Source organism: Pseudomonas sp. NFIX28 (assembly GCF_900107395.1).
In the GTDB taxonomy this organism is placed as follows: Bacteria; Pseudomonadota; Gammaproteobacteria; order Pseudomonadales; family Pseudomonadaceae; genus Aquipseudomonas.
The window spans coordinates 43,035-55,920 of record NZ_FNPW01000006.1 but is presented as its reverse complement, the minus strand read 5'-3'; the positions used below and the strand labels follow the sequence as shown (position 1 = coordinate 55,920).

Here is a 12,886-nt window from a genome sequence, read left to right as displayed (position 1 = left end):
CGCATTCATGGCTGTTGGTCTTGGTCCTTTGCCAACGTTGCACCCGGTTGCCGGTTTTGAACTCGGTATCGCTTCGGCGGGCATCAAGCGCCCCGGGCGCAAGGATGTTGTGGTCATGCGCTGTGCCGAAGGTTCTACGGTGGCCGGTGTGTTCACCTTGAACGCGTTCTGCGCCGCTCCGGTGATCCTGGCCAAGCAGCGTGTGCAAGGTCCTGTGCGTTACCTGCTGACCAACACCGGCAACGCCAACGCCGGCACCGGTGAGCCAGGCCTGGCCGCCGCGACCCGTACGTGCGCCAAGCTGGCCGAGCTGACGGGCGTCGATGCCAGCGCCGTACTGCCATATTCCACCGGCGTAATCGGCGAGCCACTGCCCGTCGAAAAGATCGAAGGCGCGCTCCAAGCCGCACTGGACGATCTGTCCGTGGACAACTGGGCAGCCGCCGCTACCGGCATCATGACCACCGACACCCTGCCCAAGGGCGCCAGCCGCCAATTCCAGCATGATGGCGTGACCATCACGGTCACTGGCATCAGCAAGGGGGCGGGCATGATTCGTCCGAACATGGCGACCATGCTCGGCTACATTGCCACTGACGCCAAAGTCTCCCGTGAGGTGTTGCAAAACCTGCTGCTGGACGGCGCCAACAAGTCGTTCAACCGCATCACCATCGACGGAGATACCTCCACCAACGACTGCTGCATGCTGATCGCCACTGGCCAGGCCGCCCTGCCAGAAATCACCGAAGCCAGCGGCCCGCTGTTCGCGGCGTTGAAGCAGGCAGTATTCGAAGTGTGCATGGAAGTGGCCCAGGCCATCGTGCGTGACGGCGAAGGCGCGACCAAGTTCGTGACGGTCGAAGTCAACGGCGGCGGCAATCACCAGGAATGCCTGGACGTCGGCTACACCGTGGCGCACTCGCCATTGATCAAGACCGCGCTGTTCGCTTCCGATCCGAACTGGGGGCGTATCCTGGCCGCCGTTGGCCGTGCCGGCGTGCCGGACCTGGACGTGAGCAAGATCGACGTCTTCCTCGGCGAAGTGTGTATCGCCAGCCGTGGTGCGCGTGCTGCCAGCTACACCGAAGCCCTGGGCGCGGCGGTGATGCAGCAGGAAGAAATCACCATCCGTATCGAACTGGGTCGCGGCGATTGCAGCGAAACCATCTGGACCACCGACCTGTCCCACGAGTACGTGAAAATCAACGCGGAATACCGTACCTGACTTCATCGCTACGGCGAGCAAACCGCTTCTACATGGACGCGATGCATCACGTGTAGGAGCGAGCCTGCTCGCGATGGAGGCCTAGGGCCTCCATCCCCTCTGAAAGGTGCCCGACATGAATCTTCACCTGATCATCGGCGACAAGCTTTACTCCTCCTGGTCGCTGCGCGCCGCCCTGGCGCTTGAACTGGCTGGCGCGACTTACACCGAAGAACTCATCAGGCTGAATCAGCCCGATACCCGCGAGCTGATCCTCAAGCATTCGCCGACCGGCAAGGTCCCGCTGCTGAAGACCGAGCACGGCACCATCGCCGACTCGCTGGCGATTGCCGAGTATCTGGTCGAGCGGTTTCCCGAGGCCGCGCTTTGGCCGTGTGACGTCGCCGCTCGAGCCCAGGCTCGCTCCGCCTGTGCGCAGATGCACAGCGGTTTCTTCGGCCTGCGCGGCAACCTGCCATTCGACCTGAGCCGCGATGCCGCGCTGTCGCCCATGCCACCCGAGGCCCAGGCCGATATCGAGCGGATGCTGGCGCTGTGGGCCGAGTGTCGTGCGGCCGCGGCCGAACCAGGCCCTTTCCTGTTTGGCCCGGTCAGCCTGGCAGATGCCTTTTTCGCGCCCGTCGCCGTGCGCCTGCGCACCTATCGGGTGGCGCTGCCGGCTGTCGACGCGGCGTATGTGGAAACGATTTATCAATGGCCAGCCTTCAAGGCCTGGCAGAAAGCCGGTTTAGAGGAAGCAGTGCGGTGAAACGAGTACATGTGGCGGCGGCTGTTATCCGCGATGCCAACGGCAAGATTCTGATTGCCCGACGCGCCGATACCCAGCATCAGGGCGGTCTCTGGGAGTTTCCCGGCGGCAAGGTCGAGGCGGGCGAAGCGGTGGCGGCGGCGCTGACCCGTGAGCTGCAGGAGGAGCTGGGCATCCTGGTGTCCGAGGCGCGGCCGCTGATCAAGGTCCAGCATGATTACTCGGACAAGCAGGTCTTGCTGGATGTCTGGGAAGTCAGCGGTTTTACCGGCGAGCCTCATGGCGCCGAGGGCCAGCCGTTGGCCTGGGTCACGGCCCGTGAATTGGAAAACTACGAGTTCCCGGCGGCCAACCAGCCGATCGTGGCAGCGGCACGTTTGCCCAGCGACTACTTGATTACCCCGGAAGGCCTGGAAACACCGGCGCTGTTGCGAGGCATGCAGAAAGCCATCGCCGGGGGCATCAAGTTGATCCAGCTGCGCGCGCCCAACGGCTACGACCCGCAATACCGCGACTTGGCGGTGGATGCGGTAGGCCTGTGTGCGGGCAAGGCGCAATTGATGCTCAAGGGGCCGTTCGAATGGCTGGGCGATTTCCCGTCGGCGGGCTGGCACATCACCTCGGCGCAGCTGCGCAAATACGCCAGCGCCGGACGGCCTTTTGGTAAGGAACGTTGGCTGGCGGCATCCTGCCATGATGCTGAAGAGCTGTCGCTGGCGCAGCAGATGGACGTGGACTTCGTGACGCTATCGCCCGTCCAGCCGACCCAGACCCACCCTGGCGCGCAGCCATTGGGCTGGGAGCAGGCCGCGCAATTGATCGGTGGTTTCAACAAGCCGGTCTACCTGCTGGGCGGCGTCGGTCCGGACCAGCGCGAGCAGGCCTGGCAAGCCGGCGCGCAAGGGGTGGCGGGGATTCGCGCGTTCTGGCCCTGAGGGCATTCGCCAGCCTGTCCGCTGGTACAGAGGCGGCCAGGCTGGCCTTCAGCGGACCTCAATCGCCCGCTATTCGGGTTTCGCCGCCGCCTGCCAGAGAATCTCGGCAACACCCTGGCGCCTGGCAATCAGGCGCGCCGCCACGAACAACAAGTCGGACAGGCGATTGATATAGGCCAGGCCGACGCCTTCCAGCGGCTCCACGGCATTCAGATGCTGGCAGCGTCGCTCGGCGCTGCGCGCCAGGCTGCGGCAGACATGGGCCTGGGCGATCAGGGCGGAACCGCCCGGCAGAATGAAATTCTCCAGCGGCCCCAGCTCTTCGTTCCAGGTATCGATGGCGGCTTCCAGGCGTTCGATTTCCGCGATATCGAGTGCCTTGTACGCAGGCATCGCCAATTCGCCGCCCAGGTCGAACAGTCGATGTTGGCAAGGTGCCAGGACATCGATCAGTTCTTGCAGCCCCGAATGCTCAAGACGCTGTTCAGCCAGGCCGGCCAACAGCAGCCCCAATTGGCTATTCAGCGTATCGACTTCGCCAATGGCCTCGACCCGCGGATGGTCCTTGGGAACCCGGCGCCCATCACCCAGCCCGGTTTCGCCTTTGTCGCCGGTGCGGGTGTAAATCTTCGACAAGCGAAAGCCCATGCTTACCTCTACAGTGGGGAATGTTCCAGCGGTGGCGGCTGACTGCCCGCCAATGGCAAGCGCAAGGTGAAGCAAGTGCCTTGGCCCTGCGTCGACTGCACTTCCATCTGGCCTTTGTGGTTGTTGGTGATGATGAAGTATGAAACCGACAGCCCGAGGCCGGTACCCTGGCCGATTTCCTTGGTGGTGAAGAACGGCTCGAAGGTTCGTTTGCGCACGTTTTCCGTCATGCCGATACCGTTGTCCTCGACCTGGATTTCCGCCCAGGGCGGGTTCAGCCGGGTGCGCAGGATGATACGCCCGGGTTCGCTGTCGTCCACGCGCTGGTGAATGGCCTGGGCGGCGTTTTTCAGCAAGTTGAGCAGGACCTGCTCCAGTTCGTTGGCGGTACCGGGGACCGGGCCTAGCTGAGGGTCGAACTGACGGATGATGGCCTGGCCCTTGAAGTCGAAGCCTATGGCCAGGTCGAAGTCGTTGCTGGCAATCTCCACGGCCTGGTCGATCAACGCCGGCAGGTCGCAGGGCGCCATTTGCCGGTTGCTGCGCCGGCTGAAACTGAGCATGTGGGTCACGATTTTCGCCGCCCGGGCGCCGGCCTGCTGAATGCCGTCGAGCAGTTGCGGCACTTCGCGGCTTTGCAGGTAGCGGTTGACGGTTTCCAGCTCGATGCCCAGTTGTTCGGCATGCTCCAGGTTCTTCGGCAGATCGGGGGACAGGCGCCGGCGAATGTTCTGCACGTTGTGCAGGATGGCCCCGAGCGGGTTATTGATTTCATGGGCCATGCCGGCGGCCAGGCCGCCAACCGAGAGCATTTTTTCCGACTGCACCATCATTTCTTCCAGGGACAGGCGCTGGGTGATGTCGTCGATACGGATCACCACGCCACGCCCGGCCCCTCCCATCAGGGGGTAGAACGTGAGGGCGTAATGCCGGGCCTCGTCATCCTTGACCCAGGTGACTCGCTCGACCTTGGTGACCGTATGTTGCTCCACGGTTTCCTTGAGTTGCGGCAGGAACGGCTTGAGCGGTTCGAAGGCGAGGAAGATCGGCTGATTCAGCGCCTCGTCCAGGCGGGTTCCCGAGAGAGCGCTGGCCTCCTGGTTCCATTGGGTGACATAGAGCTGCTCGTCCAGGGCGATCAAGGCCGAGGGCATCGAGTCGATGATGCTGTTGAGGTAGTTCTGGAAGCCGGTGAGTTTCTTTTCGATCTTGCTGCGCACCTGGACTTCCAGTTCCAGTTTGCGATTGGTGTGGCGGGTTTCTTCAGCCAGGCCCTGGGCCTGGTCATAGGCGGCCTGGGAGTCGTCTCGGGCGCGCTTGAGCTGCTGTTCTCGTGCTTCGATGCGAGACAGCATGGTGTTGAACGCCTCGGCGAGGCTACCGATCTCGTCATGGTTGCCGCGGGCGGCGCGCAGGGAATAGTTTTCCTCGCGGGTCACTTGCCGGGACAGTTCTTCCAGCTGATGGATGGGCTGGGTGATCAACCGTTTGATCTGCCGGGCAATGATCAGCCACAGCAGCACACTGAAGATCAGGATGCCCAGGCTTGCAGTCAGGGTGCCGGTGTAGAAGGCCATCGGCAGTTCGCTGCTGGCCACCAGCAACAGATGGCCAGGAGGCTGGCCGGCGCGGGGCAGGGCGATGATCTGGTTGCTGCGAAACTCGGTCAGTTGCCAGGCTTCGATATGCCGATAGCGCTCTGGCAGCGTCAGGTGTTCGCCATGTTGCAGCTGGGCCAGGCGCGCGCCCTTGCTGTCATAGATCGCTGCGGCGCGCAGGGGCGAGTAGCTGTTGAGCTCGTTGAGCAGTTTCTCGGCGTTTTGTGGCGAGTCCAGCGCTTGTGCGGCCAGGGTCGGGTTGGATACCAGCCGGCCAATGGTCTGCAAGGCTTGCGGCGCCATGCTTTCCTGCGAGATCCAGTAAGCGGCGCTGATGAAGGTCAGGTTGGCAACCAGTAACACGGTAGTCAGCAGGACGAGCAGGGCTGCCAGCAGTTTTTGGCCGACCGGCAGGTTTTCAAGGCGCTGGCGCAATGGCATCGGGGACGTCGCTAGAGAGGAACACGTGGGCAGCGTAGCCGCTGCTCAGTCGCTGGGCAATCCGCGCTGTTGCAGGTGTTCTACCAATAGCCGGCGCAGGCGGCTGAGGTTGGGGAGCTTCAGTTGGTGCCTGGCGGCCATGTCGCAGGCATGCCCCAATAAATAGCTGATTTCGGTTCTGCGCCGGCTGGCGACGTCCTGGTACATGGACGAGTAATTGGCGGCGGTTGCCTGGATTACCCGCTCCACCTCCTGCTGCAGGTTTTGGGCCGCGACGGGCTGGCCGCAACGTTCCAGCAGTTCGGTCAGCTCGACGCAGAGCATTGCCACTTCGCAATGATGCTCCAGCAGGCCGCCGTTGCGGCAATCATGCAGGACCGTCAGTGGGTTGATCGCGCAGTTGAGCGCGAGCTTGCGCCAGAGGCGGGTCAGGATATCGGCGCTCCATTCGTGGGGAATGCCGCTGGCGCTCAGTTCGTCGAGCCAGAGCGGTGGGGCCGGGTGGCTGGCGTCTCCCAGCCAGGTGTAGCCGTGGCCGGCGAACACCACGCGCCAGTCACCATCGCGAAACGCGCCTTCGGTGCTCGAGGCACAAATGCAGCGGGCCTGTGGAACCTGGGCAGCCACGGCGTCCTGGCTGCCCAGGCCGTTCTGCAGCAGGATCAGCTCTGCATCGGGGGCCAGGCGCGCAGCCAGCTGGCTGACAGCCTGCTGCGCGTCATAGGCCTTGCAGGCCACCAGCAGGCGGGCAATGGGTTCAGGGTTGTCGACGGTTTCGCCGGGAATGGCATGAAAACTGGCCTGCCCCTGCTCCACCAGTGTCAGCCCCCCCGTGGCCTGATAGGCCTGCAGGCGGGCCTGATCGCGCAGGATCAGGCGTACCGGCAAGCCGGCGCGGGCCAGGCGTGTCGCCCACAGGGTGCCGAGGCTGCCTGCGCCCAGAATGTGCCAGGTAGTCGACATCAGCGTTGTGCTCGGTTTGGCAGGCGCATGCGCGGCTCGCAGTGAAGGAGGGGAAAGACCCGTTATAATGAGCCCGGATTTTAACCGCAAACCGGGCGTGCTCCATCTTTATCGAGCTGCGCCCCTTTTTTATTGGAGAAATTACATGCCGTCGTTCGACGTGGTATCCGAACTGGACAAACACGAAGTCACCAACGCCGTGGAAAACGCCGTCAAGGAGCTGGACCGCCGCTATGACTTGAAGGGCAAGGGCAGCTTCGAGTTCAAGGAAAAGGAACTCACCGTCAACCTGACCGCGGAAGCCGAATTCCAGCTGGAAGCGATGATCGAGATCCTCAAGCTGGCGCTGGTCAAGCGCAAGATCGATGTGCAGTGCCTTGAGGTCAAGGACGCTTACGCTTCGGGCAAGGTAATGAAGCAGGAAGCGACCCTCAAGGAAGGTATCGACAAGGAACTGGCGAAAAAGATTGTTGCCCACGTCAAGGACGCCAAGCTCAAGGTCCAGGCAGCCATCCAGGGTGAGCAGGTACGGGTTACCGGCAAGAAGCGCGACGATTTGCAGGAAGCTATCGCAGCCCTGCGTGCGAAAGAGTTCGGCATGCCGCTGCAGTTCAACAACTTCCGCGATTGATCGGGTTTTTCGGGAACCTCGCACGGTTATTGGCGTCCGAGGCCCGAGTAATGGGCACAAACGACCGAGCCCGCGTGGATTCGCTCGTTCTGCCCTTGTTTTTTGTATGCCCGACCGCCGGGAATCAGGAGAGATAGATGGATTTGAATGCTGAAGTGGACAACCTGGTCAAGGCTTCCCAAGCCTGGATTCCAATGATCATGGAATACGGTAGTCGGGTATTGCTGGCAGTCATCACGCTGGCCATCGGCTGGTGGCTGATCAACAGGCTGACGCAGAAGGTAGGCAAACTGCTGGCGTTGCGTAATGCAGACCAGGCTTTGCAGGGTTTTATCAGCAGCCTGGCGAACATCATTCTCAAGGTGCTGCTGATTGTCAGCGTGGCCTCGATGATCGGTGTCGAAACCACTTCGTTCGTTGCCGCGATCGGTGCGGCGGGCCTGGCCATTGGCCTGGCCCTGCAAGGCAGCCTGGCCAACTTCGCCGGTGGCGTGCTGATTCTGTTGTTCCGCCCATTCCGCATCGGCGACGTGATCGAGGCCCAGGGCATCAGCGGTACGGTCGATAGCATCCAGATCTTCCATACGGTGCTGCGTACTGGTGACAACAAGACTGTCATCGTGCCTAACGGCAACCTGTCCAACGGCATCATCACCAACCACAACCGCCAGCTGACCCGTAAAGTGATCTTCGATGTCGGCGTGAACTACGAGGCTGATCTGCAAAAAGCCCGTGAAGTTTTGCTGGATCTGGCCAAGGACGAGCGTGTGCTGGCCGATCCGGAACCCGTCGCGGTGGTTTCCATGCTGGGTGACAGCGCCATTACTCTTTCGCTGCGTGTTTGGGTGAAGACTGCGGATTACTGGGACGTGATGTTCCGCTTCAACGAGTTGTCCCGTGATCGCTTGAAGGAAGCGGGTATTGATATTCCGTTCCCACAGCGAGTGATTCGTGTGGTTCAGGAAGCGGCTGTTTGAGTAAATAGTGGCGGATAGAGTGGAAAGCTTGATCGAATGGTCAAGCTTTTAATCGGAGCTCAGCGAGTTGCTGGCTCCCAATAGAAAAAGGCCCATCGTTCGATGGGCCTTTTTATTAACTTGCTAAGTAACCGCTATTACAAGATCGACAGTGGGTAGTCGACGATCAGGCGGAACTCTTTGATATCGCCTTCACCTTGGTCGCTGTTAGCGAAGTGCCAAGCTTGACGAACGCGGAAGGAGAGATCTTTTGCCGGGCCAGACTGAACAACGTACTTGGCTTCGAAGTTGGTCTCGTTGTGTTTGCCATCGGCACCGTACAGCGGAGCACCGGTGTCTTTATTACGGTACATGCTGTTGGCAGCCAGACCGGTGCCATCGATATCCCAGCCTTTGACATAGCGGGTCATGAAGCTCAGACCAGGAATGCCGTACTCGGCCATTTTCAGATCGTAACGGATCTGTGCGGACTTCTCGTTCGGGCCGTTGAAGTCAGAGTACTGGATGGAGTTGGCGAGGAAGATCGAGTCGCCGCCACGGTTGTTCTTGCCCACACCGATGTAGTCAAACGGGGTATCACCGTTGACCTTCTGGAAAGCGAGGGTAACGGTGTGCGCTCTCAGGAACGAGAAAGCAGCTGCCAGGGAGAACGTGGTGTTGCTGATATCACCAGCCTTGGCGCTGCCGGAGTCAGTGGTGCGGTAGATGTTACCGTCCAGGTTCAGCGACTGATCGCCACCCATTGGGATGGTGTAGTTCAGGTTGGCGTAGTACTGGTTCCAGATGTCTTCCAGCTTGGAGCCGTACAGCGATGCGCTCAGGTTGTCGGTGATGCCGTACTTGCCACCGAAGTAGTCGATGGTGTTGGCTTCCACGCCAGCATAGTTAGCGTACAGGCCGCCATCACGGGCATTTCGGTCCTGGCTGGTGGCCGAGTAGAAGTGACCGGCTTCCAGATCAAGGTTTTTGATCTCACTGCTTTGCAGTTGGAAACCGCTGGCAGTTTGAGGAAGGATCCGGGAGCCGCCAACTGCGAATACTGGGGAGGTGCTTGGCTGCATGTCACCGGCTTTCAGCTCGGTTTTGGAGACGCGGAATTTGACAGCTGCGCCTGCTTTGCCCTGGCTGTCGTTGACGTCGCCATCGGAGTCGCGGCTCATGTTGCCGGTGCCGCCAGTGCCGTCGCCACCGTCCAGTTTGATCGCCAGATAACCGAACGCATCGACGCCGACGCCTACGGTGCCTTGGGTGTAACCGGAGCTGAAGTTGCCCCAGATACCTTGAGTCCAGTCTTTCTGATCGTTGGAGTGGTCTTTGTTGTCACGGTTAAAGTAATAGTTCCGCAGCAATACGTCGAACTTGGCGTCTTCAACAAAGCCCTTTGCTTCAGATTGGTCGCTTACGAAAGGTGCGGCCATAGCTACCTGGGTACTGGCGGCTGCAGCAACGGCCAGTGCGATCATGCTCCACTTCATCACGCGCATCGTGATTTGCTCCTTTGGTTTTTAGAAGAGTACTGCCGTCCCACCTGTTTTATTATCTGGGCGGCTCTTTCTTTTTGTGTCGGCGCAAACTTATATCACGCCGACAATGTTGGCGATACTTGCGTATCAGTCCTTTCAGCTTCTTTACGACCCTGTCGCAAAATGCTCGGTCAATGTCGCAAATCCGCAGTCCGCATGTATCCGGACTGACAACTTCAGCGCTGTTTTCGAAGGCTTGAACCAGGAACAAAAAGAACTTTGGTCAAGCAGTCAAATCTCCATGGGGCAGCCCTGCCACTATTGTTATTAGTCTCTGGAGCGGCCTTATTCCGATGGCCTCTCTGGAGACAATGTGGGTGTTAATGCAACAAGCGTGCACAAAACGCAAAGGCACCGATTTTTTTTCGGCGATAGCCCTTCAGGCTGTAAAAACCTCATAAAACACGGGTTTTAAGGTCGTTTTGTTTGGGCTTGACGTTCCCTGTCCTCCTGGTGTTGATCCTTGGAAAAAAACACACGACATTCCAAAACGTTACCGGTTCACCCTGCCGAGTGAGTAGATGGCGGATGGTCAACGCACTGAGCGTAGACGCCCTGTACGGTTTTGGTGCAAAAACTTCTTCATATGACTCAAATCAATCACCTGGCGCTGAGTGCTGAAGGATGCGTAAGGAAGAGGTTTGCATGCGTTTCCTTGTTGTTTTTCATGCGCTTCGTTCAGTCATGGTGCGGTTTGCTGGAAAAGTGTTCCAAGCCAGGGCGCTTTGCTGCGGGTATCGAGGATGAATGTCGAGGCGCAGGTCTGTGCAGCAGAGCGATGAACGGAAGAGCTTTCGCAGGTATGCTGCCGTTCTGTCGCTTGGCGGGCAGCCGGTCATGGCGTTCGCTAAGCTGAAACTTGATGAGCTGAGCGGGAGTGCGCGCGGTGTTCGCTTTAGATCCACGACTTCAACAAGACACATTGCCTATTGGGGATTTCCCCCTCTGCCGGCTGCTGTTGTCCAACGATTCCAACTACCCGTGGTTCATCCTGGTACCGCGCCGGGAAGATATCAGCGAATTGTTTCAATTGGATGACGCGGACCAGCAGCAACTATGGCGAGAAACCACGGCGCTGGCGGAGTTGCTTAAAGACTCGTTCGATGCGGACAAGTTGAATGTGGCGACCTTGGGTAATGTCGTCAGCCAATTGCACATGCACGTTATCGTCCGCAAGCGTGACGATGCGGCCTGGCCTGCTCCGGTATGGGGCAAGTTGCCTGCCAAGCCTTATAACGCCGAACAGGTGGCCGCGATTCGTGAGCGGTTACGATTGGTCCTGACTGATGATTTCAAGTTCCTGGAGGGCTGAGTCATGAAGCTGGAAGAGCGGGTAACCGATCTGGAGAGCCGATTGGCTTTTCAGGATGACACCATTCAAGCGCTGAACGACGTGCTGGTAGAGCAGCAGCGGGTGGTCGAGCGTCTGCAGCTGCAAATGGCCGCCTTGCTCAAGCGTCAGGAGGAAATGGTGGGGCAGTTCGAGTCATTCGAAGAAGAGGCTCCGCCGCCGCATTACTGAGCGCCGCTTGGCCTTGCCATTCAGGCAATAAAAAACCGCGAGCAGCCAGGCTGCATCGCGGTTTTTTTTATGGGCGAATCAGCGACGCGGCAATGCTGCGATCACGTCTTCGGCTTGCAGGCCCTTGTCGCGATTCATGACGGAGAACTCCACGCGCTGGCCTTCGACCAGAACGCGATGGCCTTCGCCACGGATGGCACGGAAATGCACGAAGATGTCATCGCCGGAGTCGCGAGAGATGAAGCCGAAACCCTTGGAGGTGTTGAACCACTTGACGGTGCCGGTATCGCGATTGCTCATGTCGTAGGTTTGCGAAGTACTGGCCGAAGGAGACGATTTGTAGAAGCTGACAGCCAGGTGCAGAAGAACGGCAAGCGCTGCGGTCAGCAGGCTGAACAGAACAGCCGGTTGACCTGCGATAACCGGCATCGGTGCCAGCAGGGTCAAGGTCTGCAAGACCACCGCCAGCACCAGAAGTGCACTGACCAGGTTTTGCAGTTGGTGACGCGGGCCTTTGTTCCAGTAGGGGATAACTGGAGCCAGTGTCAGGTTGAGCAGGCCGAAAAAGGCCAGGTAAAGAGCATCGGGTTGTTGCAGGAAGGGAACGGCTTCGGCTCTCAGGCTAGGGATAAAGGACAGCAGCAAGGCTGCTGCGCCCGTTAGCAGGTGGACGATTTTCAACATTTTAATGAACTCACGTTAAGACGGATCACAAGGAAGAGCTGAGCGTGCACGGTTCGCTTCTGAACAATGGGAGGCGGTGGGCACGTGCGCGGGATCAGCCTATGCGCTGAGGCCGAGGAATAGGCAACAACGACACGGCCTCTATTTAACAGCAAAGCCCAGGCCTTCTCAAATCAAGCGCTGCGGCCGGATGGAAGGAGAATGCCCTGAGTGTCTTTAAGGAATACCGGACAATCGGGCAAAGCCTTGTTCTAGAGAGCCAGCTTCCCAAAAAACCGGAACGGCGGCTCTTCAGGCGGGTCACAACGAGCGTGGGCTTTCCTTGCGGGAGCCGGGTCGCCCGCTCGGGGAGCATGCTGTCGCAGCAACTCAGGCAGCTCCGGGCTGCGGGTACTGAGCAGTCTTGCTAGAGTGGTCCGGTACCTGATCTGTTGAATTCAATGTGTTAACGGAGATAGACATGGCAATCGATATCGGTATCAGCGCAGAAGATCGCAAATCCATCGTGGAAGGTCTCTCTCGCCTGCTTTCAGATACTTATGTGCTGTATCTGAAAACCCACAATTTCCACTGGAACGTCACAGGTCCGCAATTTCGTACGCTGCATCTGATGTTCGAAGAGCAATACAACGAGCTGGCGCTGGCGGTGGACCTGATCGCCGAGCGTATCCGCGCACTGGGCTTTCCGGCGCCCGGTGCCTATTCCATCTATGCGCGTCTGTCTTCGATCAAGGAAGAAGAGGGCGTACCGAGCGCCGAAGAGATGATCAAGCAACTGGTGGCGGGGCAGGAGGCTGTGACCCGTACCGCTCGTAGCATCTTTCCGATCATCGACAAGGTCAGCGACGAACCCACTGCGGACTTGCTGACCCAGCGGATGCAGGTACATGAAAAAACCGCCTGGATGCTGCGCTCGCTGTTGAGCGAGCAGTAGTCTCGCAGACCGAATGGCGTCTTTATCGGCGCCATTTGCTTTTATGAGGCGTGACTG

13 protein-coding genes are annotated in these 12,886 nt (G+C 59.5%); 8 read left to right on the top strand and 5 right to left on the bottom strand.

Features of this window, described 5'->3' with window-relative positions; genetic code table 11:
* The first annotated feature begins 7 nt into the window (after window positions 1-7).
* From argJ to BLV20_RS13375, 3 genes are all read left to right on the top strand, one after another.
* Window positions 8-1,225 carry a bifunctional glutamate N-acetyltransferase/amino-acid acetyltransferase ArgJ gene (argJ, locus tag BLV20_RS13385; RefSeq protein ID WP_092302167.1) on the top strand — a complete coding sequence of 406 codons (1,218 nt, stop codon included), beginning with the start codon at window positions 8-10 and terminating at the stop codon, window positions 1,223-1,225.
* Between the two features lie 115 nt (window positions 1,226-1,340).
* Window positions 1,341-1,973, top strand: a complete 633-nt coding sequence (locus BLV20_RS13380; protein WP_092302165.1) for a glutathione S-transferase — start codon at window positions 1,341-1,343, stop codon at window positions 1,971-1,973.
* Window positions 1,970-2,908 (top strand): Nudix family hydrolase, encoded by a 939-nt coding sequence (locus tag BLV20_RS13375; RefSeq protein WP_092302163.1) that lies wholly within the window; start codon window positions 1,970-1,972, stop codon window positions 2,906-2,908. The genes BLV20_RS13380 and BLV20_RS13375 overlap by 4 nt, the downstream gene beginning before the upstream one ends.
* A 69-nt stretch (window positions 2,909-2,977) precedes the next feature.
* Here the strand turns inward: BLV20_RS13375 and BLV20_RS13370 are convergent, their stop codons facing one another.
* Genes BLV20_RS13370 through BLV20_RS13360 form a run of 3 tightly spaced genes read right to left on the bottom strand, consistent with a single transcriptional unit; the run spans window position 2,978 to window position 6,558 of the window.
* Window positions 2,978-3,556, bottom strand: coding sequence for a cob(I)yrinic acid a,c-diamide adenosyltransferase (locus BLV20_RS13370; protein WP_092302161.1), 579 nt, complete (start codon window positions 3,554-3,556; stop codon window positions 2,978-2,980).
* A gap of 8 nt (window positions 3,557-3,564) precedes the next feature.
* Window positions 3,565-5,595: a sensor histidine kinase gene (locus BLV20_RS13365; protein WP_092302159.1), complete on the bottom strand. Its 2,031-nt coding sequence runs from the start codon at window positions 5,593-5,595 to the stop codon at window positions 3,565-3,567.
* A 45-nt stretch (window positions 5,596-5,640) separates the two neighbouring features.
* Window positions 5,641-6,558 carry a putative 2-dehydropantoate 2-reductase gene (locus BLV20_RS13360; protein ID WP_092302158.1) on the bottom strand — a complete coding sequence of 306 codons (918 nt, stop codon included), beginning with the start codon at window positions 6,556-6,558 and terminating at the stop codon, window positions 5,641-5,643.
* A gap of 145 nt (window positions 6,559-6,703) precedes the next feature.
* On the opposite strand from BLV20_RS13360, the gene BLV20_RS13355 reads away from it, so the two are divergent.
* Both BLV20_RS13355 and BLV20_RS13350 read left to right on the top strand, forming a co-directional pair.
* Complete coding sequence (locus BLV20_RS13355; RefSeq protein WP_092302156.1) at window positions 6,704-7,189, top strand: YajQ family cyclic di-GMP-binding protein; 486 nt, start codon at window positions 6,704-6,706, stop codon at window positions 7,187-7,189.
* Window positions 7,190-7,326: 137 nt separating this feature from the next.
* Window positions 7,327-8,166 carry a mechanosensitive ion channel family protein gene (locus BLV20_RS13350; protein ID WP_092302154.1) on the top strand — a complete coding sequence of 280 codons (840 nt, stop codon included), beginning with the start codon at window positions 7,327-7,329 and terminating at the stop codon, window positions 8,164-8,166.
* Between the two features lie 137 nt (window positions 8,167-8,303).
* Here BLV20_RS13350 and BLV20_RS13345 read toward each other — a convergent pair whose 3' ends face one another.
* Window positions 8,304-9,650 (bottom strand): OprD family porin, encoded by a 1,347-nt coding sequence (locus tag BLV20_RS13345; RefSeq protein ID WP_092302152.1) that lies wholly within the window; start codon window positions 9,648-9,650, stop codon window positions 8,304-8,306.
* 925 nt (window positions 9,651-10,575) lie between these two features.
* Between BLV20_RS13345 and BLV20_RS13340 the strand changes: the two genes are divergently transcribed.
* Both BLV20_RS13340 and BLV20_RS13335 read left to right on the top strand, forming a co-directional pair.
* Complete coding sequence (locus BLV20_RS13340; RefSeq protein WP_092302640.1) at window positions 10,576-11,001, top strand: HIT family protein; 426 nt, start codon at window positions 10,576-10,578, stop codon at window positions 10,999-11,001.
* A 3-nt stretch (window positions 11,002-11,004) separates the two neighbouring features.
* Window positions 11,005-11,211, top strand: coding sequence for a SlyX family protein (locus tag BLV20_RS13335; RefSeq protein ID WP_092302150.1), 207 nt, complete (start codon window positions 11,005-11,007; stop codon window positions 11,209-11,211).
* A gap of 78 nt (window positions 11,212-11,289) precedes the next feature.
* On the opposite strand, the gene BLV20_RS31930 is transcribed toward BLV20_RS13335, so the two are convergent.
* Window positions 11,290-11,895 carry a cold-shock protein gene (locus tag BLV20_RS31930; protein WP_092302148.1) on the bottom strand — a complete coding sequence of 202 codons (606 nt, stop codon included), beginning with the start codon at window positions 11,893-11,895 and terminating at the stop codon, window positions 11,290-11,292.
* Window positions 11,896-12,355: 460 nt separating this feature from the next.
* On the opposite strand from BLV20_RS31930, the gene BLV20_RS13325 reads away from it, so the two are divergent.
* A complete protein-coding gene (locus BLV20_RS13325) occupies window positions 12,356-12,829 on the top strand; it encodes a Dps family protein (RefSeq protein WP_092302147.1) in 474 nt (157 codons plus the stop codon).
* The last annotated feature ends 57 nt before the right edge of the window (window positions 12,830-12,886 follow it).

What these genes read in the sequence shown, in the direction of transcription:
- BLV20_RS13380 (WP_092302165.1), top strand. Translation starts at nt 1,341, where the DNA reads ATGAATCTTCACCTGATCATCGGCGACAAGCTTTACTCCTCCTGGTCG.
- BLV20_RS31930 (WP_092302148.1), bottom strand. Translation starts at nt 11,895, where the DNA reads ATGTTGAAAATCGTCCACCTGCTAACGGGCGCAGCAGCCTTGCTGCTG.
- argJ (WP_092302167.1), top strand. Translation starts at nt 8, where the DNA reads ATGGCTGTTGGTCTTGGTCCTTTGCCAACGTTGCACCCGGTTGCCGGT.
- BLV20_RS13355 (WP_092302156.1), top strand. Translation starts at nt 6,704, where the DNA reads ATGCCGTCGTTCGACGTGGTATCCGAACTGGACAAACACGAAGTCACC.
- BLV20_RS13345 (WP_092302152.1), bottom strand. Translation starts at nt 9,650, where the DNA reads ATGCGCGTGATGAAGTGGAGCATGATCGCACTGGCCGTTGCTGCAGCC.
- BLV20_RS13325 (WP_092302147.1), top strand. Translation starts at nt 12,356, where the DNA reads ATGGCAATCGATATCGGTATCAGCGCAGAAGATCGCAAATCCATCGTG.
- BLV20_RS13360 (WP_092302158.1), bottom strand. Translation starts at nt 6,558, where the DNA reads ATGTCGACTACCTGGCACATTCTGGGCGCAGGCAGCCTCGGCACCCTG.
- BLV20_RS13370 (WP_092302161.1), bottom strand. Translation starts at nt 3,556, where the DNA reads ATGGGCTTTCGCTTGTCGAAGATTTACACCCGCACCGGCGACAAAGGC.
- BLV20_RS13335 (WP_092302150.1), top strand. Translation starts at nt 11,005, where the DNA reads ATGAAGCTGGAAGAGCGGGTAACCGATCTGGAGAGCCGATTGGCTTTT.
- BLV20_RS13365 (WP_092302159.1), bottom strand. Translation starts at nt 5,595, where the DNA reads ATGCCATTGCGCCAGCGCCTTGAAAACCTGCCGGTCGGCCAAAAACTG.
- BLV20_RS13350 (WP_092302154.1), top strand. Translation starts at nt 7,327, where the DNA reads ATGGATTTGAATGCTGAAGTGGACAACCTGGTCAAGGCTTCCCAAGCC.